The following is a 19,212-nucleotide window of genomic DNA, read 5'->3' on the forward strand; positions in this document are numbered from 1 at the left end:
CGTCGTTCCTCGCGGAATCGCGCAGGGAATGGTTGAAAGCCATATAACTATCACTTAATGTCATGACATCATTATGAAGTAAAACTTATGACGAAAGCACATCCGATGAACTTTGCGCAGCTACGGGCATTTCACGCTGTCGCGGTGACGGGCACGTTTTCGGGCGCCGCGCAGGTGCTGGGCGTCAGCCAGCCGGCGATTACCCAGCACATAAAATCGCTTGAGGAGAGCGTGGGCGCGCGCCTTTTCGTCCGCAGCGGCGGGGCGATCGAGCTGACGGCGAACGCCATGCATCTGCTGCCGAAAGTGCGCGACGTCATGCTCACCATCGAGGATATCGAGGCAAGCGTGGAAAGCGGGCGCTCGCTACGTCTGGGATATCTCACGCTGGGCGTATGCTCGCCCTGTATGGCGATGCCGATTCTGGAACGTTTCCTGACGCAACTGCCCGGCGTTCATATCGAGATCCGGCTGGAGAACTCGAACCGCCTGTTGGATCTTGTGGCCAGCAGCCGCGCCGACGTGGCGCTGGTCACGCTGACGGAGCCTCATCCCGCGTTCATGTGCCGGTATCTTGTCGATCAGGAGGTGCTTCTGCTGGTCAACGAGGGGCACCCGTGGTGGGAGCGCGAAAGCGTCTCCATCGGCGAGCTTGGCGGCCAGCGCTTCATCTTGCGTGAGGAAGGTTCCATGACGCGCCATCTTTTCGAGCGCGCGTTGAGCGAGGCCTCGCAAGCCGTGTCCCCATATCTGGTGCTGGGCAGCCGCGAGGCGGTGAAGGAGGCGGCGGCGGCGGGCCTCGGCGTCGGCATCGTCCTGAGCCGCGAACTCGGCTTCGACAGCCGCCTGCGCGGCATTCCGCTTGACGGCGTCGGGTTCGCGGCGGGCGAATACGCCGTCGCGCTGCCCAGGTTTGGCGAGAAGGGCGCGATCCGCGAATTCATGAACGTGGCAAGCGCCGTGATGGCGGTGTGACACGGCAAGGCGGCATCCTCGGCCGCATCGGGTGGCGGCGCGAGGCGATCGCGCCTTCCTGAAGCAAGATGCATTCAACCTGAGCCGAGGCTTGCTCTAATTTTCCTGCACGTGCAGGCCTTGGGGACTGGCGCGATAGCGGGTGAGCGTACGGTCGGCATGGACGAGCCGCCACGACAGGGCCTTCTGGGCATAGTCGCGCACGCGCATGGCATAGGCGGGGTCGTCGGCGCGGTTGACGAACTCGTGCGGATCGTCCTTGAGATCGAAGAACAGCGGCGGCAGGGCAGCGAAGTGGACGTATTTGTAGTCCTCGTCCTGCACCACGCAGAGGCTGCTTTCGTTCATGCCGACGCCGAGCTGCTCCTGCGGGCGGGAATAGAAGATGTCGCGATAGTCGTATTCGTAATGCATCTCCGTGCGCCAGTCCGCGGGGCGCTCGCCCGCGACGAGCGGCAACAGCGAGCGGCCATCGCAGGCGGGCGGAATGTCGCCGCCGAGCCATTGCAGGATGGTCGGCATCACGTCGATGCTCTCCGTGAAGGCCGCGTCGACGGCACCGGCGCGTTCGCGCATCCCCGGGTCCCTGATCACGAGCGGAATGCGGAAGCTCTCGTCGAAGTAGCCGATCTTGCCGAGGAGGTGATGGTCGCCAAGCTGCTCGCCGTGATCGCTGGTGAAGATGATCAGGGTGTCATCCCACTGGCCGGTTTCATCGAGATAGGCGAACACCTCGCCGAGACAGTCGTCGATCTCCGTCATCAGGCCGCAATAGGTGGCGCGCATCTGGCGGATGTCCGCCTCGTCCAGCGTGGCGCCCGATCCCTCGGCCCCATGGAAGAACGAGCCGCGCGAGATGCTGTCGATATAGAATTTCAGCAGCGGATGCTGCGCCGCCTCGCGCTCAGGGCTCTCGGCCCGCACGGGCGCCGGCATGTCCTGCGGCGCATACATGGCGTGATAGGGAGCGGAGGCCACGAAGGGCGGATGCGGGCGGTAATAGCCGAGATGCAGGAAGAACGGCTTGCCGTTGCGCCCCTTGAGGTAGGTGAGCGCGCGCTCGGTGAAATAGGCCGAATCCGAGAACTCATGCGGGATGCGCGAGGGCAGGGCGGTCGCGCCCGGCACGGCGTCGACGCCATCGGGCAGCCAGATGTCCTCCCGCTTCTCCGGCAGCGTGAAGCCCTGCTGCGCGACCCAGCCAAAATAGCCGTCCATGCTGGGCTCGAACGCGCCGACGGAACGGAAGCCGTCCATGAGGTCGCCGAGACCGAGGAAGCGCGGATCGCGCGGCGAGGTGGCGCGGGGATCGGGCGTCGTGGTGGTGTAGCCGACCAGCGCGGGATCGTAGCCGATGCCGCGCAGCGCCTTGCCGAGATTGAAATGGCGCGCGTCGAGCGGCACCGTGTTCTGCACGGCGCGGTGGTTCATCAGGTAGAGGCCGGTCAGCAGGCTGGCGCGGGCCGGGCCGCACGGCACGCAGGTGGTGACGTGGTTGCGGAAGGTGACGCCCTCCCGGCACAGGCGGTCGAGGTTCGGCGTCCGCAGGAACGGCTCCTGGCCGGCTGCCCGCATGAGATGGGGCACGAAATCGGCCCGCCACTGGTCGACCACGATCAACAGGACATTTTTGCGCGCCATAGCGATTTCTCCTTCACGCAGGGAGGTAGATCATCTCATCGTTCCATGAAAACGAAGGAATAATCTAACTGTTTGATATTGAGCGCGTTCCGATCAAATGAAGTTACTTGATAGGAACGCGCTCTAAGGAATGGCTGCGACACACGGATGACAGCGGTGCCGCCGGTCAGCGCAACCGGACATCGCTGACGTCGCGCAGCCAGTCGCCCACGACGCAGACCGAGAGCGTCGTGAACGCGGCCACGATGCTCGGGGCAAGCGCGATCCACCAGGCGATGGCGATGTAGTTCCGGCTCTCGCTGATGAGCAGGCCGAGCGACGTCAACGGCGGCTGCACGCCGAGCCCCAGGAAGCTCAGGCCCGTCTCGATCATGATGGTTTCGGGAAAGTTCAATGTCATCTGCACGAGCAGCGCACCCGTGATGTTGCGCAGGATGTGGTGGCGGTAAATGCGCCAGGAATCCGCGCCGACGGCCCGGAGCGCGGCCGCGTAGCCGGTGGTCTCCGCCTCCACCACCAGCCCGCGCACGAGCCGCGCGTAGCGCTCCCAGCCGGCGAGGCCGACGATGATGACGAGCAGCCAGAAATTGTTGCCGAAGAAGGCGACGATCGTCAGCGCGAAGATCATGAAGGGCAGCGATGCCTGCACATCCACCAGCATCATCAACGCCTCCTCCCACCAGCCCCTCAGCCGCGCCGCCAGCATGCCGACCGCCGTGCCGACGCATGCGCCGATCAGGGTGCCCGCGACGGCGATCACGATGGAGAGGCGGATGGCGTGAATGACGCGGCTCAGCACGTCGCGCCCGAGGTGGTCCGAGCCGAGCCAGAAGGGCGTTTCGTAGCCGAACAGAGCCGGAGGCTTCAGGCGCAGCAGCGGCTGCTGCTCCGCATAGCCGTAGGGCGCGAGCCAAGGCGCGGCGATGGCGGCAGCGAACATCAGGGCCATCCAGCATGCGCCGAGACAGACGCTGAACGGCATGGAGCGGAATGCGGAACGTTTCCGGCGCCGGTTCGCCGCAACTGTCCCGGGCGCGGTCCCGGCGGCGGTTTCAGCGGATGTCATCGTCGTTGTTCCAGAACCGGGGATTGACGAGGCCGTAGGCTAGATCGATGGCGAGGTTCGCCGTGACCATGGCAACGGCGAGGAGAATGACGATCACCTGCGCCACCGCGAGATCGCGCACGGCGACGGCGTCGACCAGCAGCCGCCCGATGCCGGGCCATGCGAATACCTGCTCGACGATGATCGAGCCGCCCACGAGCCCGCCGATCGTGAAGCCGATCACGGTCAGGATGGGGACGGCGGCGTTCGGCAGAACATGCTGGACGATCGCCTGCGTGCGCGTCTCGCCCGCCGCCATCGCCGCCCTTACATAGGGCTGGCCAAGCGTTTCGAGCGCGGCGGAGCGGGTGAAACGCGCGATGACGGCAGCCCCGCTGAGGCCGAGAGTGACGACGGGCAGGATCAAGTGCGCGGCCGTGGCGCTGCCGGAACTCGGCAGCAGCCGCAGCCAGATGGCAAAGGCGTAGATAAGCCCGATGCCGATGACGAAGTTGGGCAAGCTGTACTTCACGGTCGCGAGCATCATCAGCGCCCGGTCCGCCATACGGCCATGCCGCAGCGCGGCGAATACGCCGACCGGCAAGCCGACGGCGAGGGTGAGCGCGAAGGCGCTGACGGTGAGCCGCAGCGTGGCGGGAACGCGCTCCAGCACCACCGCCACCGCATCCCGGCCGTTGGCGAGGGAATAGCCGAGATTGCCGTCGAGCATGTTGCGGAAATAGAGCGCGTATTGCGTCCAGACGGGCCGATCCAGCCCCCAGCGGCTGCGGAACGCGGCGGCGATGTCGGGCGGCGCGTTGTCCGGCAGCAACGAGAGCGCGGGGTCCCCCGTGAGCCGCAGAATGACGAAGGTGAAGGTGACGACGATCCACAAGGTGATGAGCGTGCGCGCCAGCTTGAGGAGGCAGAAACGCGCCAGCGCGGCGAGGCGTCGGCCGAGGTGAGGACCGGGCCTGCCGTCGTGCTGGAAGGGGAGCGTGTCCATGGATATGGCTCCTCAGGCAGCCGGGAGGAACGTCGACCCGCTGGCGACGCGGATGCAGGCGACGCTTCGCGCGGGGCCGGCGGCGACACGCGCAGGTGCGTGTGTCCGGCAGTCGCGCTCCGCGACCGGGCAGCGGGGATGGAACGGACAGCCGGACGGGATCGCGGCCGGATTGGGCGGCTCGCCCTTCAGGACGGCGCGGACACGCCGCATGCCCGGCGCCAGACGCGGCACGGCGGCAATCAACGCCTGCGTGTACGGATGGAGCGGTTCGGCGAAGACTGCGCGTACCGGCCCTTCCTCGACGATGCGGCCGAGATACATGACGGCGACGCGGTCGGCGACGTGACGCACCACGCGCAGATCGTGCGAGATGAACACCGAGGCGAAGCCGCGCGCCGTCTGCAGGTCACGGATCAGGCGGATGATCTGGGCCTGGACGGAAACATCGAGCGCGGATACCGGTTCGTCGAAGACGATGAAGTCCGGCTGCGTCGCCATGGCCCGCGCGATCACCACACGCTGGCGCTGCCCGCCGGATAGCTGATGCGGAAAGCGACCGGCAAGGGCGGGGTCGAGGCCCACCTGCGCCAGCAGGTCAGCCACCGGCAGGCGATTGCCCGCCGCCGGATGGATCACGGTCGGCTCGACGATCTGCTCGCCGACGCTCATGCGCGGATCGAGCGCCTGCAGCGGGTTCTGGAAGACGAGCTGCATGCGTGCGCGCAGGCGGCGCAGTGCGGGACTGCCCAGCCCCGCGAGATCGTGCCCGTCGAACATGACCCTGCCGGACGAGGGCGGCATCAGGCCGAGCAGCAGGCGGCCGAGAGTGCTCTTGCCGCAGCCGCTCTCACCGACGACGGCCAGCGTTTCACCCCGGTCGACGGCAAGATCGGCTCCCGCCACCGCCTTGACGGTCGCGCGGGAGATCGTGGCGAACGCGCTTCCGCCGACGCGAAAATGCTTCGCCACTCCCTGGGCCTCAACCAACGGCATAGCGGATCAACCCCTGCGTCACGGCGGCGGAAGGCAGCGGATGGTAGCAGGCGACGCCCTGTTCCGGGCCGATTTCGCGCAGCGATGGCGGCGCCGTCTCGCAGACAGAGGTCGCAAGACCGCAGCGGGGATGAAACGGGCAACCGCTGGCGGGTCTTTCCCCGGGGTGGCCCGGAATGGCTACCGGCGGCATGTCGTCCGCGATATCCGGCATGGCCGCGAGCAGGGCGGCCGTATAGGGGTGACGGGGATGGCCGAGCACGCGGGCGGCGTCGCCCGTCTCCATGATCCGCCCGCCGTAGAGCACGACGACGCGATGCGCGATCTCGGCCACGACGCCCAGGTCATGCGTCACCAGCAGCACGCCCAGTCCCTCCCGCTTCTGAAGATCGGCGAGGAGGTCGAGAATCTGCGCCTGCGTCGTCACGTCGAGGGCGGTGGTCGGTTCGTCCGCGAGCAGGAAACGCGGGCGGGCTGCCAGCGCACCAGCGATCATTACACGCTGTGCCATGCCGCCGGAAAGTTCGTGCGGATAGCTCTTCATCAGCCGTTCCGGCTGCGGCAAGCCAACCCCGTCGAGCAGGGCGGCAGCCTCCCGGTCCGCCGCGGCGCCCCTCAGGCGGCGATGGCGGAACAGCTGGTCCCGCAGGTATCGCCCCACGGTCCAGCGCGGGTCGAGCGATGCCTGCGGGTCCTGAAAGATCGCGGCGATCACGCGGCCGCGCAGACGGATACTGTCGCCCGCGAAGCCGGTGATGTCGCTGCCACCGAGCCGCACGTCGCCGGCGGTTTGTACCACGCCTCCCGGCAGCAGCCCCAGCATGGCCAGGATGGTGAGGCTCTTGCCGGAGCCGCTCTCGCCCACCAGCGCAACCGTCTCGCCCGGGACGACAGAAAATGCCACTCCCGAGACGAGGATGCCGCCGCTGTCGTGGGCGGCGATCGTGAGATCGCGCACCGCGAGCCGGCCATTTTCCACCGCCGACAGGTCGGCCGGCGGCACCCGCGACCCGTCTCTCATCTCACGCAAAACGCAGGTTGTAGGGACGCAGGTCCATGAACTCGAACGAAACCGGCCTCCAGCCGATGGTCTTGCGCACGCCGTAGATCTCCACGGGCCGGTAGAGAACGGCGCCCGGCGCTTCCTCTTCCCACAGGTCGGCCAGTTGCTGGAACAGCTTGTGGCGTTCATCGCCCGGCGCAAGGCTGCGGACCTTCGCGGCAAGCGCATTGTACTCCGCCGACGCCTTCCAGCCATGGGTCTGCTGCGGCGAGCCGTTCGGCCCCCAGTCGCTGGTGAGCGGGATGGAGGCATCCGGGAACTGGAAGCCGTTCGACCAGTTGCGGATCTGCATGCCGGGGGCCAGCACCTGTCCCCAGTTTTCGAGGATGTCGAGCCGGACGTTGAGGCCGATCGCCTTCCACATCTCCTGCATCATCTGCGCGGCAGCGACCGAGTTGACGTAGTAGTCGTTGAGGGTGCGGTAGCTGATCGGCTCCCCGTCGTATCCCGCTTCCTTGACGAGCGCGCGAGCCTTTTCCGGATCGTACCGGAAGGGCGGGCGCCCGGGATCGAAATCCGCGCCATAGGCCGGAATCTGGAAACCGTTGGGAATGACGGCCTTGCCGGCCCAGAGGGCATCGACGATCAGCTTGCGGTCGATGGCGAGATTGAGGGCCTGACGGATGCGCTTGTCCGACAGCCACCTCGCATCGCCCTGATAGACGAGCAGATGCACGTTCTCGATCACTGACGAGCGCGCCTCGACATCAGGTTGGCCTTCGAGCTGGACGAGGTTGTCAGGGGTCAGTGCGCAGGCGATGTCGTACTCGCCGCTGATGAGCCCGGCCGCGCGGGTCGCAACCTCCGGCACCACCTGGAAGGTGATGCGCCGGGCCGTGGGCTTGCCGAGATAATAGTCGTCGAACGCCTCCAGCACCACGCGGTCGCCCGGGTGGAACTCGACCAGCTTATACGGCCCGGTGCCGACCGGCTTGAGACCGAACTGTTCCGGCCCGAGCGCGCGATAGAGCTTCTCCGGCACGACCCACGCGATCCACGAGGCGAGCCGCTTCTCCAGCGAGAAATCCGGCGCCTTCGTGCGGAAGCGGACGGTTCGGCCGTCGATGGCCTCCACGCTCTCGAAGGCGGCGGAGAACAGCGGGCCGCGCGGCACGAGGGGCTTGTCGCCCCACAGCCGTTCCGCCGACAGGCTGTAGGCGACATCCGCCGCGCTCACGGCGTCGCCGTTGTGGAACCTGACGTTGTCTGCGATGGAGACGACGACCGTACGCTCGTCCTCACGCTTCCAGCTTTTGGCGATGGCGGGCACCAGTTCCGTGCCCGAACCACTGTCGTTGCTGAAGAAGTCGCGGCGGATCAGCGTGTCGAACAGGGCGTTCGTGACGCGGTTGCCGACATTGCTGATGGCGTTGACCGGCTCCAGGGTCGGGGCAAGGCCCTGCACCGCAATGCGAAGCTCCGGCCGGGGATCCTGTCCCTGCGCCAGCGCGCGCGGGAAGGGAAGGGCAGCGGCGGCGCCGGTGAGCGCAAGCCCCTGCAGTGCTTGACGTCGGTTGATGAAGGTCATGATCGTTTCCCTATGGGAAGACTGGCCAATGGGTTGCAAGCGCGGGACGGGGCGTTGCGCCGCCCGTCACGCGCCGTATTTCTCGATGAAGGCTTCGATGGGAAGGTCGCGGAAATCCTGCAGCGCCGATTTCAGCCGCTCGTGCGGCCAGTCCCACCAGGCAAGCGCCATCAGGCGCTCGGCAACCGTTGGCGGAAAACGCCGCTTGATTGGGCGGGCGGGTACGCCGGCGACGATGGTATAGGGGTCGACCGGCTTGCTCACCACGGCCCCGGCCGCGATGACGGCACCGATGCCGACATCATTGCCGGGAAGCACGATGGCGCCATGTCCCAGCCACACGTCGTGCCCGAGCGTGACATGGTGGTCGCGCCGCCAGTCGAAGAACGCAGCGTCGTCGCTGTCGCCCAGGCCATACATGCGCGAGCGATAGGTGAAATGATGCTGGCTGGCACGCCACGTGGCGTGGTTGCCGGGGTTGATGCGCGTCATCGCGGCGATGGAGCAGAACTTGCCCACCGTCGTATAGGCGATATCGGCCCAGGCGGCGGTGTAGCTGTAGTCGCCGAAATCGACCTCGTTCAGCACGCTGCCCTCGCCAATCTCCACATAGCGGCCGAGGGTGGAGCGCGTGATGGAGGCGCCCGGGTGAATCAGCGGCGTCTCGCCCAGTTCCTTGACGGCCGTAGGAGCATCGCTGCCGTTCTCCATAGAATCCTCACGCATGGCAAATCCGGGAGTTGCGCGGAGCGATCCGATACCGATGCCTTGTCTCCGCAGGGCCGCAATCGCGGCGTGCCTCGTGGTAGACGAATATTATGTAGAGAGAATGACGGCTGTACCTACAGCTTTGTCCGAGCAGCGGCCATCAGAGCGCTTGCGACGCGCTTTTGAAGGTGAGCCGGACGAGCGATCCCGGCATGAGCGCGTTCTGCCATTCCGCGATGCGCCCGTCCGCTAGGCGCCCCAGCGCCAACACTTCCAGTACGGGTGCGTTGAGGGGGCAGGACAGCAGCCTTGCCTCCTCCTGATCGGGCAGGCGCGTCGACACGGTGGTGGTGTCGCGGTGGAGGTCGCCGAGATTGTGCAGTTGCAGGACGCGCGTGAAGGAATGTTCGCGGGCTATCTCTTCCGCGAGATGCGGAACGAGGCTGGCCGGGAAGTAGCGCCGCGACAGCAGGAAAGGCGTGCCGTCACCCCATATGACGGAAACGTGCCGGACGGCATCATCGCCCGGCGACAGACCGAGCGCCGCCGCGACGTCCCCATCTGCCGCCACGACGGTGTTCTCGATGACGGTCTGATCCCGCTTGATGCCCAGCGATTCAAGCGTTTGCCTGAAGCGGGAGGTCGCGTCGATCTCGTAGGTGACACCGTGCGGCGTGACATAGCTGCCGCGTCCGTTGACGATGCGGATAAAGCCGTCCTGCGAAAGGGAGAGGAACGCCCGGCGGACGGTGTTGCGGCTGACGCCGAGAGAAGCCGAAAGATCGTGCTCCGACGGCAGACGCTCCCCCGGGCTGTAGATGCCGGCCCCGATGTCGCTGGCGAGCGCGTCATAGACTTTTTGCCACTGGGGTTTCATCCCGTCTCCATCGGTAAGCAGACCAGGGTGTTTTGGAGAGCAGGTACTTGCCTGTCAACACCTTAGAGGTTGTTGGAGCGCGTTCCGATCAGATGGAATCATCTGAGCGATCAGAATTCGCTCAACATAAGGAAACCAGAATCTGTCCTGTTTCAACGTACACAGGACAGATTCTAGTGGCCATCTGCGCGCTATGTCCGGCTTTCCGGTTCGACGCCGAAGATGGCACGTCCGATCGTGTGCGCGGTATCGAGAGAGGACTCCGGAAAACCGGAGTCCGACGGAAGCAGGAACTCCGACCTCGCGACGGGTGCGCCGCAGTAGCCGAAAATGCCGTGTTCTATCTGCGCCTTCATGGCATCGAAATAACCGTGCCGCACATAGGTGTGCTGGTTGGCGCCGCCAAGAGCGACCAGATGAACCTGCAGGCGATGCAGCTTTTTCACCAGTCCGCCGGGGCCATCGTCATAGGCCCAGCCGTTGGTGAATACCCGGTCGATCCAGCCCTTGAGCAGTCCGGGCATCGACCACCAATAGACGGGATAGACCAGCACGAGCGCATCCGCGCGCTCGATTCTCGCCTGTTCGGCGGCGACGTCTGGCGGTGGCGGCGCTTCCCGGAGATGAAGGGCGATATCGGCGCGGATGAAGCGCGGGTCGAATTTTTCGGCGGTTAGGTCCGCGATTTCGCAGGAATGCGAGGTGCCGGAGGAGACGACGCCCTCTGCTATCCGCGCGGCAACGGCGTGCGTCAGGGAGTTGGGATCAGGATGCGAGACAACGATGAGCGCGTGCATATGCAGAGGCTCCGGCTGGCTGGTTGCGTTTGGCGGGTGAGTCTTATATACTTTCGGTAACCTACCTTTGGTATATAGATATGTCAAGCGCACCGCGGAAAATGCCGGAACTCCCTTCGCCATCCCGTCGTCGCCTGCCGCGGGAAGAACGGCTGCGACAGCTGCTGGATGTCTCCTGGCGTCTGGTCCGGGACGAGGGCACGGACGCCTTGACGCTGGGGCGGCTCGCCGAGCAGGCGGGCGTCACCAAGCCCGTCGTGTACGACCACTTCGGCACGCGCAATGGCTTGCTGGCGGCGCTCTATGAGGATTTCGACGTACGCCAGACGGCCGTCATCGACGCGGCGCTTGAGAGGAGCGTACCGACCCTGGAAGGCAAGGCCGCGGTCATCGCCTCTTCCTACGTGAACTGCGTGCTCACGCAGGGCCGCGAGATATCCGGCGTACTCGCCGCGCTGGCGGGCGCCCCGGAGCTGGAGCGGATCAAGCGGGAATACCGGTTGGCCTTCATCCGGAAGTGCCGAGGCGTGCTTGCGCCGTTCGCCGGGCGACAGGACATCGCGCCGGCGAGATTCTGGGCGATGCTCGGGGCGGCCGACGCCTTGTCCGAAGCTGCGGCGACCGGCGAGATCACGCCGCAGCAGGCGCAGGAGGAGCTTTTCGAAATCATCGTTGCCATGGTCAACCGGAACGCCGGGCAGACACCTCGCCTGCCGTGAACGCCTGCCCGCATGACGGCAGGCTTTCATGACTGACACGAAGCTGCTCCTCCCCGTCGCCGAAACCTGTGACCGATGGCCCTCATCCTGCGGCCCCCGGTGGGAAACCTGTCGGCAGGGGTTCAGCCGAGCGGCTTTCCGTCCGGATCGAAGGGTGTCCAGACTCCTTCAAGCCCCAGTTCCTTGATCGCGGCTTCCAGGTATTTCGGCTCGAACCAGCTTTCGGTTTCGACCGCCCGGCGGATAAGCCCGAACTCCTTCGACTTCTCCGCCTTCCTTGCATAAAGCGCGCGTGTGAACGGATCGAGCAACGGCGAGTGGCGCGCTTTCAGGCTGACGCCCTGAATGTCCCGTTCGAGAATCGAACGTGCCGTCCCCGACTTTTCCCATTCGTCGAGGATGGCCTGCCGGTTCTCCTCCAGGGAGGCGAAATGCGCACCACGGGTGAACGCCTTCACCAGGCGGGCAACGATTTCCGGCTGTGCCTGCTCGAATTCGCTGGTGACGAAAATCGACCCTATGCGGGCAGCCGAGGGCGTATCGTCGTTGCTGTTGTAAACAACCTTCACGAGCCCCTGATCTTCAAGCTGCAGGAATGTCACGCTGCCGAATGCCCCATCGATATCCTTGGTCGCCAATGCTGCATTCGTCGATGCGTTATCCAGATTGACGATATTCACGTCGCTCCACTTCAGGCCATGTGCGGCAAACACTTCGGCGACGGACAGATGCCCGTTCGTTCCCAGAAACACGGCTACCCGCTTGCCGCGTAACTGCTCGATCTTCGTGATGTCCGATCCTGTGGGCACGGCCAGATAAACCGGCGTGCGCGTGCTGCTGACCAGCAGGATCTTGCTCTTGATCCCGTTTGCGCGGCCCACGATGGAGGGCAGGTCTCCCTGCGTGTACAGGTCGAGCTGCCGGTTGACCACGGCCTCGTTCACCGCCGGGCCTGCGCCCCGGAAGAAGTACCACTCGATCTTGACGTTCGGCGTATCGCTGAATTCCTTCTCCGCGAGGCCCAGCGAATGCGAGACCGACAGCGAGCTGCCCTGGGAGAACGGCCGGTTATCGACACCGATGCTCGCGAATCCGATCCTGACCACCAGCGGGTTCTGCGCGTGCACCGCGCCCGTCACCGCCACCAGCGTCGCCCCTGCCACGCCTCCGAGAAACTGCCTGCGATCCATTGTCATTTTCCTTTCGCTCATGAAAACGCCATCAACGTCGGTTCAGGCGGCTGTCGCTGCCGCCGCGATGCGGTTCGGCGGCGTTTTCAGGCCGAGATGGTCCCGCAGGGTCCGGCCCTCGTAGGCATCCCGGAACAGGCCGCGGCGCCGCAACTCGGGCACGACCAGTTCGATGAAATCGTCGAGACCGTGAGGTGATGGCGGCATGATGTTGAAGCCGTCGGCTCCGCGCTCGTGGAAGTAGCTCTCCAGCGCATCCGCGATTTCGTTCGGCGTGCCGACCAGCTGCCAATGTCCGCGCGCGCCGGCTATCTCCAGATAAAGCTCGCGGATCGTCAGGTTGCGCTTTCTCGCCAGATCGAGCAGCAGCACCCGCCGGCTGCGGTTCGCCTCCGTCTCGGGCGCGATGTCCGGCAACGGGCCGTCGAGCGGATAGCCGGACAGGTCGATCCCGCCCAGATGCGACTGGATGTAGTTCAGTCCGACGACCGGATGAACCAGATCCTGCAGAACCTGGAACTTCTCCCGCGCTTCGGATTCAGTGCGGCCGATCACGGGAAATATGCCGGGGAGAATCTTGATGTCGTCCTCGTCACGCCCGTAGGAGCGCGCCTTTTCCTTCACATCGCCGTAGAATTCCTGCGCCTCGGCCAACGTCCGCTGGGCGGTGAACACGGCTTCGGCCGTCAGCGCGGCAAGCTCCCGGCCCGACGCGGAGGAGCCGGCCTGAATCAACACGGGACGGCCCTGAGGCGACCGCGCCACCGACAGCGGCCCGTCGACGCTGTAGTATTGCCCGCTGTGGTCGATGCGGTGAACCTTGCTGCGATCGACGAACCGGCCACTTGCCTTGTCGCCGAGAATGGCGTCGACTTCCCAGCTGTCCCACAGCTTCTGCACGACTTCCGCGTATTCGCGTGCCCGTGCATAACGCTCGTCATGCTGGCTGTAGCCCGGCGGATTGCTGAAGTTCTCACCTTCGAGCCGCGTGCCGGAGGTGACGAGATTCCAGCCCGCACGGCCGCCGCTGATATGATCGAGCGATGCGAAATAGCGCGCCAGATTGTATGGCTCGTTGAAGCTCGTCGACACCGTCGCCACAAGCCCGATTCGCTCCGTTACCGCCGCCAGCGCCGACAGCAGCGTCAGTGGCTCAAGAAGCGTGGCTCGCGTTGTGCGGCTGATATAGTCGTAGTTCTCCGACGGAAGCGCCGCCTGATCGGCGAAGAAGATCAGATCGAAGCTTGCGGATTCGGCAAGCCTCGCCAGCCGCGTGTAATTCGCCAGATTGACGCCCGCGTCCGGCTGCGCATCCGGATGCCGCCACGCGGCCACATGATGGCCCGAAGGATGGAGGAACGCGCCGAGCGAAATCTTTTTGCCGTCTCTGTTCGTCATGTTCTGTTACTCCGCTGCCGCTTCGGAATAGGACGATCCTGCCGCGATCGGCGCGAACCGCCGCCGCCCCGACGGGCGGGCAAGGCCGAGATGGTCCCGTAACGTCCGGCCGCCGTATTCGGTCCGGAACAGTCCGCGCCTGCGCAGCTCGGGGATCACCAGTTCGATGAAGTCGTCGAGGCCCCACTCCAGTTGCGGTGCCATGACATTGAAGCCGTCCGCCGCCTCGTTGCGGAAGTAATACTCAAGCTGATCGGCGATTTCGGCAGCGGTGCCGACCAGTTGCCAATGCCCGCGCGCGCCGGCGATATGCAGATAAAGCTGCCGGATGGAATAATTCTCGCGGCGCGCGAGTTCGAGCAGCAGCTTCTGGCGGCTCTTGCCGGAGTTGGTTTCGGGAACCTCCGGCAGCGGCCCGTCCAGCGGATAGGCCGACAGATCGATCCCGCCCGCAACGGTCTTCAGAAGCCCCAGGCCGACCACCGGATCGACCAGATTCTGCAGGGATTCGAATTTTTCCCGGGCCTCCGCCTCGGTGCGTCCGACGACAGGAAAGACGCCGGGCAGGATTTTCAGTTCATCGGGATGGCGGCCATACTTTCCGAGCCTGCCCTTCACGTCGCCATAATAGTCCCGCGCCTCGGAAAAGCTCTGGTAGGCGACAAACACGGCTTCGGCGGTACGGGCCGCCGTCTCGCGCCCGTCGTCGGAGGAGCCCGCCTGCACCAGCACCGGCCGCCCCTGCGGCGAGGGCGGCACGTTGAGCGGCCCGCGCACGTTGAAATAATGCCCCTCATGGTGCAGCGGGTGGAGGCCCTCCTTGTCGAAAAGAACGCCGGAAGCCTTGTCGTAGCGCAGGGCCGATGCATCGAGGCTGCCCCACAGTCCGTCGACGACCTCGGCGAACTCCGCCGCCCGGCGGTACCTCTCCGCATGCGGAACCGGTCCGTGCTGCCCGAAGTTGCCCGGGTCGGACTCGTTCGAGGACGTGACAAGGTTCCATCCCGCCCGCCCGCCGCTCAGGAGATCGAGAGAGGCGAACCGGCGCGCGATGTTGAATGGATCGTTATATGTCGTCGACGCGGTGCCGACCAGACCGATCCTTTCCGTCACCGCCGCCAGCGCCGACAGGAGCGTCAACGGCTCAAGCCGGACGCCGCGTTCCTCGAAGGGAAACGACGGGCTGTCAAAACCCCGGATGGATGCGGAATCCGCCAGAAAAACCAGATCGAACTTCGCTGCTTCCGCCGCTTTGGCCGCGCGCACGTAGTGCCCGAAATCGAGGCCGGCGGCCCGCGGCGACGCGGGATCGCGCCAGGCAGCGATGTGGTGCCCCGACTCCAGCAGAAACGCCCCGAGACTCAATTGTCGGCCCGCTCGAAGGCCCGTTCCATTTCCATCAGTCATGATCGAACTCCATCCGGGTTACCTCGTTACCTCGACCAGACGGTTCCCGAACCGCCGCCATCCCGGAAATCACGATATTATCTATAGACATTATGAAATATCAAGCCTACCATCCGTGATGAAATCAATCGGTGACACCAGGGTCCCAGCACACCGACAGGGGAGATTGTCATGCCAGGCTCGCCAGATCCCTCCGCCCGGCCCGGATACCTGTCGATCAGGCATCTCAACAAAGTCTTCCGGGTCAACGACAGACGCCTGCAGGCGCTTCTCGACATCAACCTCGATGTCGAACAGGGCAGCTTCGTCACGATCGTCGGCGCCAGCGGCTGCGGCAAGTCGACCCTGCTACGCATCGTTGCCGGACTTGAAACCGGGGAGGGGACCGTCATCCACGATGGCAAGCCTGTGGAGGAACCCAGCCTGAATCGCGGTCTCGTCTTTCAGGAGGCCAGGCTCTTTCCGTGGCTCACCGTCGAGCAGAATGTCGCCCTCGGCCTTGAGAACGCATCTGCCGATGCCAGGACCAGAGAGCGGCTCGTGCGGGAACATCTTGAACTCGTCTCGCTGACCGACTTCGCCAAAGCCTATCCCCGGCAGCTTTCCGGCGGCATGGCGCAACGGGTCGCCATCGCCCGGGGGATCGTCAACCGTCCCGGGCTTCTGCTCCTCGACGAGCCCTTCGGTGCCCTTGACGCCTTCACCCGTGCCCACCTGCAGGACGAGCTGCAACACATCTGGGAGCACGAACACCTCACCGCGCTGCTGGTCACGCACGATGTCGACGAGGCCGTCCTGCTCGGCAACCGCGTCGTTGTCATGTCGCCGCGGCCGGGGCGCATCGCCAGAGTTATCGACATTCCGCTGGCATATCCGCGCGACAGGCGTTCTCCCGATCTTATCTACTTCCGCAACCAGATACTCGACGAGCTGGATGTCATTCGCGGCCCCAGGCCGGTGACGGGAAAAGCCCGCGACATCAAGGTGCCCGCCTGATGACCGATATTGTATCTTCGCCGATATCCACGCCCTCGGTTCCGTGGCTGGAGCGCGTGCAGCGTGTCGTGACAGCGTTTGCGATACCGCTCGCGTTCCCGGCAGTTCTGGTCCTGCTGTGGCATCTGGCCTCGACCTACGAGCTGATGCCCGAACAGATCCTGCCGTATCCGGCTTACGTCTGGGACGCGGCGGTCGATGCCATCGTCGGCGGAGATCTTCTGAAGCAGATCAGCTTCAGTGCCGGCCGCGTCACGGCCGGCTTCATCGCCGGCGCCGTGGCTGGCCTCGTCCTCGGGTTCGCCATGGGTTTCTGGCACTGGCTCGACGATCACGTCCGGCCACTTTTCACGGCGATTTCGCAGGTTCCCACCATCGGATGGATCCCGCTGCTGATGCTCTTTCTCGGCCTCGGCGAGGCACTCAAGATCGTCATCATCGCCAAGGCGGCGTTCATACCCATCGTGATGAACTCGTCCGCGGCGTTGCGCTCCATACCGCCTGGATACCTTGAGGTCGCCAGAATTTTCCGCTTCAACAAGCTCCAGCGCCTGCGCCTCGTCATTCTCCCCGCCACGGTTCCGCCGGTGTTCACCGGCATCCGCTATGGCCTGACCAAGGCGTGGACCGCTCTCGTCGCCGTCGAGCTGCTCGCCTCGTCGGAAGGGCTCGGTTATCAGCTCAACTGGGCGCGCCAGATGTTCTGGCTCGACACCATGATCTTTTCGATGATCCTCATTGGCCTTGTCGGTTTCGTCATGGACCATATCCTGGCCCGCATCGAAGTCCGGCTGCAGCGCTGGAAACTGACCGACTGAACCGATGACCGACACACTCAACGTCCCCGATCGTCACGCCGGCCGCAAATCGCTCAACATCCCGCGCGGATGGCGATTGCCGATCCTGCTGCTGATTCTCTGGCAGGTATCGAGCGAGCTCGGCCTGATCGACCGCCGCTTCCTTCCCCCCTTGCAGGATATCGTCGCCGCGGGCTGGAAGGAATTGACGGAGGGCGATCTGCTCGTGCATATCGCCGCCAGTCTGGGCCGCGATATCGCCGGCTTCGTCATGGGCAGCATCGCCGGCGTCGCCTTCGGCACGCTTCTCGGCATTTCGAAGATCGCCGACCGCTTTATCGGCCCCACCTTCCACGGCCTCAAGCAGATCGCGGTGCTTGCCTGGATCCCGATCATCTCCGTGTGGTTCGGCTTCGCGGAGAGCGCGAAGATCGCCTTCGTCACGCTCGCAGCCTTTCTGCCGGTGGCGCTGAACACGATCGAGGGCATGCAGTCCATCTCGCCTCAAATCATCGAGGTGGGGCGCTCCCTCTGCTTCACCCGGCGGCAGATATTCCTGCGCGCCCGCCTGCCGTCGGCACTTCCCTCGATCATGACGGGCATTCACCTCGCCCTGATCTATTCATGGCTGGCGACAGTCGGCGCTGAATACTTCATGGCGGTGGGGCCCGGACTTGGCGGACTGATCATCTCGGGGCGCGAGCACTTTGAGATGGACGTCGTCATGCTGGGCGTGCTCCTGCTCGGCCTTATCGGGTACAGCCTGAACAAGATCGCCGAAACCGTGGAAGCCCGTCTTCTACGCTGGAGAGACGGATGATGCCGGTTGCCGATGACGGCATGGAACCGCCCCAGACGACGGGCGCGGGGCCCGTCGCGCGGGCGAGGTTCAGACGGGTGTGGCGAGGGAGGCCATCCAGACGGGGTTCGACCATGCCCGCCTGCCGTCCTCACCGGTGATCACGATCCGGAACCAAGGACTGGCAGTCAGCGGTTCGAGGGGCAGGACCGCCCGCGTCATGGAGTCCGCGAACTTGTAGCTCATCTTGAAGCCGCAGCCGACCGCGAGAACCCCTTTGACAGGCGAGCAGGAAACCTCGATCGAATCGCCGGTTACGGCGATGGCCTCGATGCGGGGACCCTGGGTCGAGTAGAACTGGCCGGCTTTCAGCGCTTCCAGAATGTCGTCCGGCTCGTTCGCGCCCGCCTTCAGCTCGATCCACGCGCCACCGAAATCGGGCGAGCGGAAATGCGCGTCGTCACAGGCATAGGCGAGCAGGCGGTGCCCCTTGTCGAGCATGCCGTCCAGCAGATAGGCGCCATCGCCTTTGTCGTGCATCTGCTGGCAGCCATGGTTGTAGATTTCGACGGCGTGAGCGGCGTCGAGCGTTTCGGCGTCGGCGAGCGAGAGGCTGTACCAGGCCGGGTGCGGCATGCCCACGAAGGCGCCGGCCTCCCGCGCCCGCCGCGCCAGCGCGGGACCCGTTTCCTCCGGCGTCGGGGGTGCGAAATCGGGCGGCAGGCCGACCGCCACGATGTGCCACAGGTCGCTCATTTCCGTTCGCGGCGCATGGAGTTCCGCGCCCAGCAGGGTCGTGAACCGCTGGTCCCGAAAGCTGCGCGTATCGACGAGCGGCCAGTCGTATCGGGCCAGAAAGTGATCCGTGATCGCGAGAAAGTCGTAGCCCGCGTCACGATAGAGGCCAATCACCTGCTCGGTCGGCAGTTTGCCGTCGGAGCGTGTCGTGTGCGTATGCAGATTGCCCCGCAGAAAGCGGCCGGGCGCTGTGAACAAGGGAAGAGTGGTCATCGCGCGTTCCTTTGCGGCTCGGTGAGAATCCGTCATCGCCGTCGGGTTTCTCACCGGCAGCATAGCTGCCAGAGGCCGGAAGTCTGTGACAATGGCTTCTGCCGGGCGTGAGCAAGCATGAAACTTCTCCGCCACAAACTTCTCCCCCACGCGCCGTCATGCGGTTGGCGCGCCCGGTCCCCGGCGGGAATCGCCGTGGCAGCGTCGGATCGCGAAAAACCCGCCGAAACCATCGGCGGGTTCTTGACGGCGGCTCTGT

Annotated in this window: 18 protein-coding genes; 5 read left to right on the forward strand and 13 right to left on the reverse strand. The window is 65.1% G+C overall.

Annotated features, from left to right (window positions below; genetic code table 11):
• The first annotated feature begins 87 nt into the window (after positions 1-87).
• Entirely contained in the window at positions 88-975 is an 888-nt protein-coding gene (locus tag ACFFJ7_RS11760) for a LysR substrate-binding domain-containing protein (protein WP_377592498.1), read from the forward strand.
• A 96-nt stretch (positions 976-1,071) separates the two neighbouring features.
• Here ACFFJ7_RS11760 and pehA read toward each other — a convergent pair whose 3' ends face one another.
• The 9 genes from pehA to ACFFJ7_RS11805 form a co-directional block, all read right to left on the reverse strand.
• Positions 1,072-2,616: a phosphoric/sulfuric ester hydrolase PehA gene (gene pehA / locus ACFFJ7_RS11765; protein ID WP_377592500.1), complete on the reverse strand. Its 1,545-nt coding sequence runs from the start codon at positions 2,614-2,616 to the stop codon at positions 1,072-1,074.
• Positions 2,617-2,782: 166 nt separating this feature from the next.
• Positions 2,783-3,682, reverse strand: coding sequence for an ABC transporter permease (locus ACFFJ7_RS11770; RefSeq protein ID WP_166951054.1), 900 nt, complete (start codon positions 3,680-3,682; stop codon positions 2,783-2,785).
• On the reverse strand, positions 3,669-4,601 hold the full coding sequence (locus ACFFJ7_RS11775; RefSeq protein WP_377593010.1) for an ABC transporter permease: 933 nt from the start codon (positions 4,599-4,601) through the stop codon (positions 3,669-3,671). Before ACFFJ7_RS11775 ends, ACFFJ7_RS11770 begins: the two co-directional genes overlap by 14 nt.
• A gap of 78 nt (positions 4,602-4,679) precedes the next feature.
• Positions 4,680-5,663 (reverse strand): ABC transporter ATP-binding protein, encoded by a 984-nt coding sequence (locus ACFFJ7_RS11780; RefSeq protein ID WP_377592503.1) that lies wholly within the window; start codon positions 5,661-5,663, stop codon positions 4,680-4,682.
• On the reverse strand, positions 5,650-6,684 hold the full coding sequence (locus ACFFJ7_RS11785; RefSeq protein WP_377592505.1) for an ABC transporter ATP-binding protein: 1,035 nt from the start codon (positions 6,682-6,684) through the stop codon (positions 5,650-5,652). The genes ACFFJ7_RS11780 and ACFFJ7_RS11785 overlap by 14 nt, the downstream gene beginning before the upstream one ends.
• Position 6,685: 1 nt before the next feature.
• Positions 6,686-8,254 (reverse strand): ABC transporter substrate-binding protein, encoded by a 1,569-nt coding sequence (locus ACFFJ7_RS11790; RefSeq protein ID WP_377592507.1) that lies wholly within the window; start codon positions 8,252-8,254, stop codon positions 6,686-6,688.
• Between the two features lie 66 nt (positions 8,255-8,320).
• A complete protein-coding gene (locus ACFFJ7_RS11795) occupies positions 8,321-8,980 on the reverse strand; it encodes an LbetaH domain-containing protein (RefSeq protein WP_377592509.1) in 660 nt (219 codons plus the stop codon).
• A gap of 142 nt (positions 8,981-9,122) precedes the next feature.
• Complete coding sequence (locus ACFFJ7_RS11800; protein ID WP_377592511.1) at positions 9,123-9,839, reverse strand: GntR family transcriptional regulator; 717 nt, start codon at positions 9,837-9,839, stop codon at positions 9,123-9,125.
• Positions 9,840-10,030: 191 nt separating this feature from the next.
• The gene (locus ACFFJ7_RS11805) at positions 10,031-10,636 is read right to left on the reverse strand and encodes an NAD(P)H-dependent oxidoreductase (protein ID WP_377592513.1); all 606 of its coding nucleotides are present in this window, start codon (positions 10,634-10,636) and stop codon (positions 10,031-10,033) included.
• An 80-nt stretch (positions 10,637-10,716) separates the two neighbouring features.
• Between ACFFJ7_RS11805 and ACFFJ7_RS11810 the strand changes: the two genes are divergently transcribed.
• Complete coding sequence (locus tag ACFFJ7_RS11810) at positions 10,717-11,355, forward strand: TetR/AcrR family transcriptional regulator (protein WP_166951033.1); 639 nt, start codon at positions 10,717-10,719, stop codon at positions 11,353-11,355.
• A gap of 122 nt (positions 11,356-11,477) precedes the next feature.
• Here ACFFJ7_RS11810 and ACFFJ7_RS11815 read toward each other — a convergent pair whose 3' ends face one another.
• The 3 genes from ACFFJ7_RS11815 to ACFFJ7_RS11825 are packed head-to-tail and all read right to left on the reverse strand — an operon-like array spanning position 11,478 to position 15,350.
• Entirely contained in the window at positions 11,478-12,545 is a 1,068-nt protein-coding gene (locus ACFFJ7_RS11815) for an ABC transporter substrate-binding protein (protein ID WP_166951031.1), read from the reverse strand.
• A 42-nt stretch (positions 12,546-12,587) separates the two neighbouring features.
• Entirely contained in the window at positions 12,588-13,943 is a 1,356-nt protein-coding gene (locus ACFFJ7_RS11820; RefSeq protein WP_377592516.1) for an LLM class flavin-dependent oxidoreductase, read from the reverse strand.
• A 6-nt stretch (positions 13,944-13,949) separates the two neighbouring features.
• A complete protein-coding gene (locus ACFFJ7_RS11825) occupies positions 13,950-15,350 on the reverse strand; it encodes an LLM class flavin-dependent oxidoreductase (protein WP_377592518.1) in 1,401 nt (466 codons plus the stop codon).
• A 171-nt stretch (positions 15,351-15,521) separates the two neighbouring features.
• On the opposite strand from ACFFJ7_RS11825, the gene ACFFJ7_RS11830 reads away from it, so the two are divergent.
• The 3 genes from ACFFJ7_RS11830 to ACFFJ7_RS11840 are packed head-to-tail and all read left to right on the forward strand — an operon-like array spanning position 15,522 to position 17,963.
• Positions 15,522-16,346: an ABC transporter ATP-binding protein gene (locus ACFFJ7_RS11830; protein ID WP_166951023.1), complete on the forward strand. Its 825-nt coding sequence runs from the start codon at positions 15,522-15,524 to the stop codon at positions 16,344-16,346.
• A complete protein-coding gene (locus ACFFJ7_RS11835; protein ID WP_166951020.1) occupies positions 16,346-17,164 on the forward strand; it encodes an ABC transporter permease in 819 nt (272 codons plus the stop codon). Before ACFFJ7_RS11830 ends, ACFFJ7_RS11835 begins: the two co-directional genes overlap by 1 nt.
• Before the next feature lie 4 nt (positions 17,165-17,168).
• Entirely contained in the window at positions 17,169-17,963 is a 795-nt protein-coding gene (locus ACFFJ7_RS11840; RefSeq protein WP_377592521.1) for an ABC transporter permease, read from the forward strand.
• Positions 17,964-18,032: 69 nt separating this feature from the next.
• On the opposite strand, the gene ACFFJ7_RS11845 is transcribed toward ACFFJ7_RS11840, so the two are convergent.
• Positions 18,033-18,953: a PHP domain-containing protein gene (locus ACFFJ7_RS11845; protein WP_166951016.1), complete on the reverse strand. Its 921-nt coding sequence runs from the start codon at positions 18,951-18,953 to the stop codon at positions 18,033-18,035.
• Positions 18,954-19,212: the final 259 nt, after the last annotated feature.

The organism is Pseudochelatococcus lubricantis (genome assembly GCF_042432495.1).
Taxonomy (GTDB): Bacteria; Pseudomonadota; Alphaproteobacteria; order Rhizobiales; family Beijerinckiaceae; genus Pseudochelatococcus; species Pseudochelatococcus lubricantis.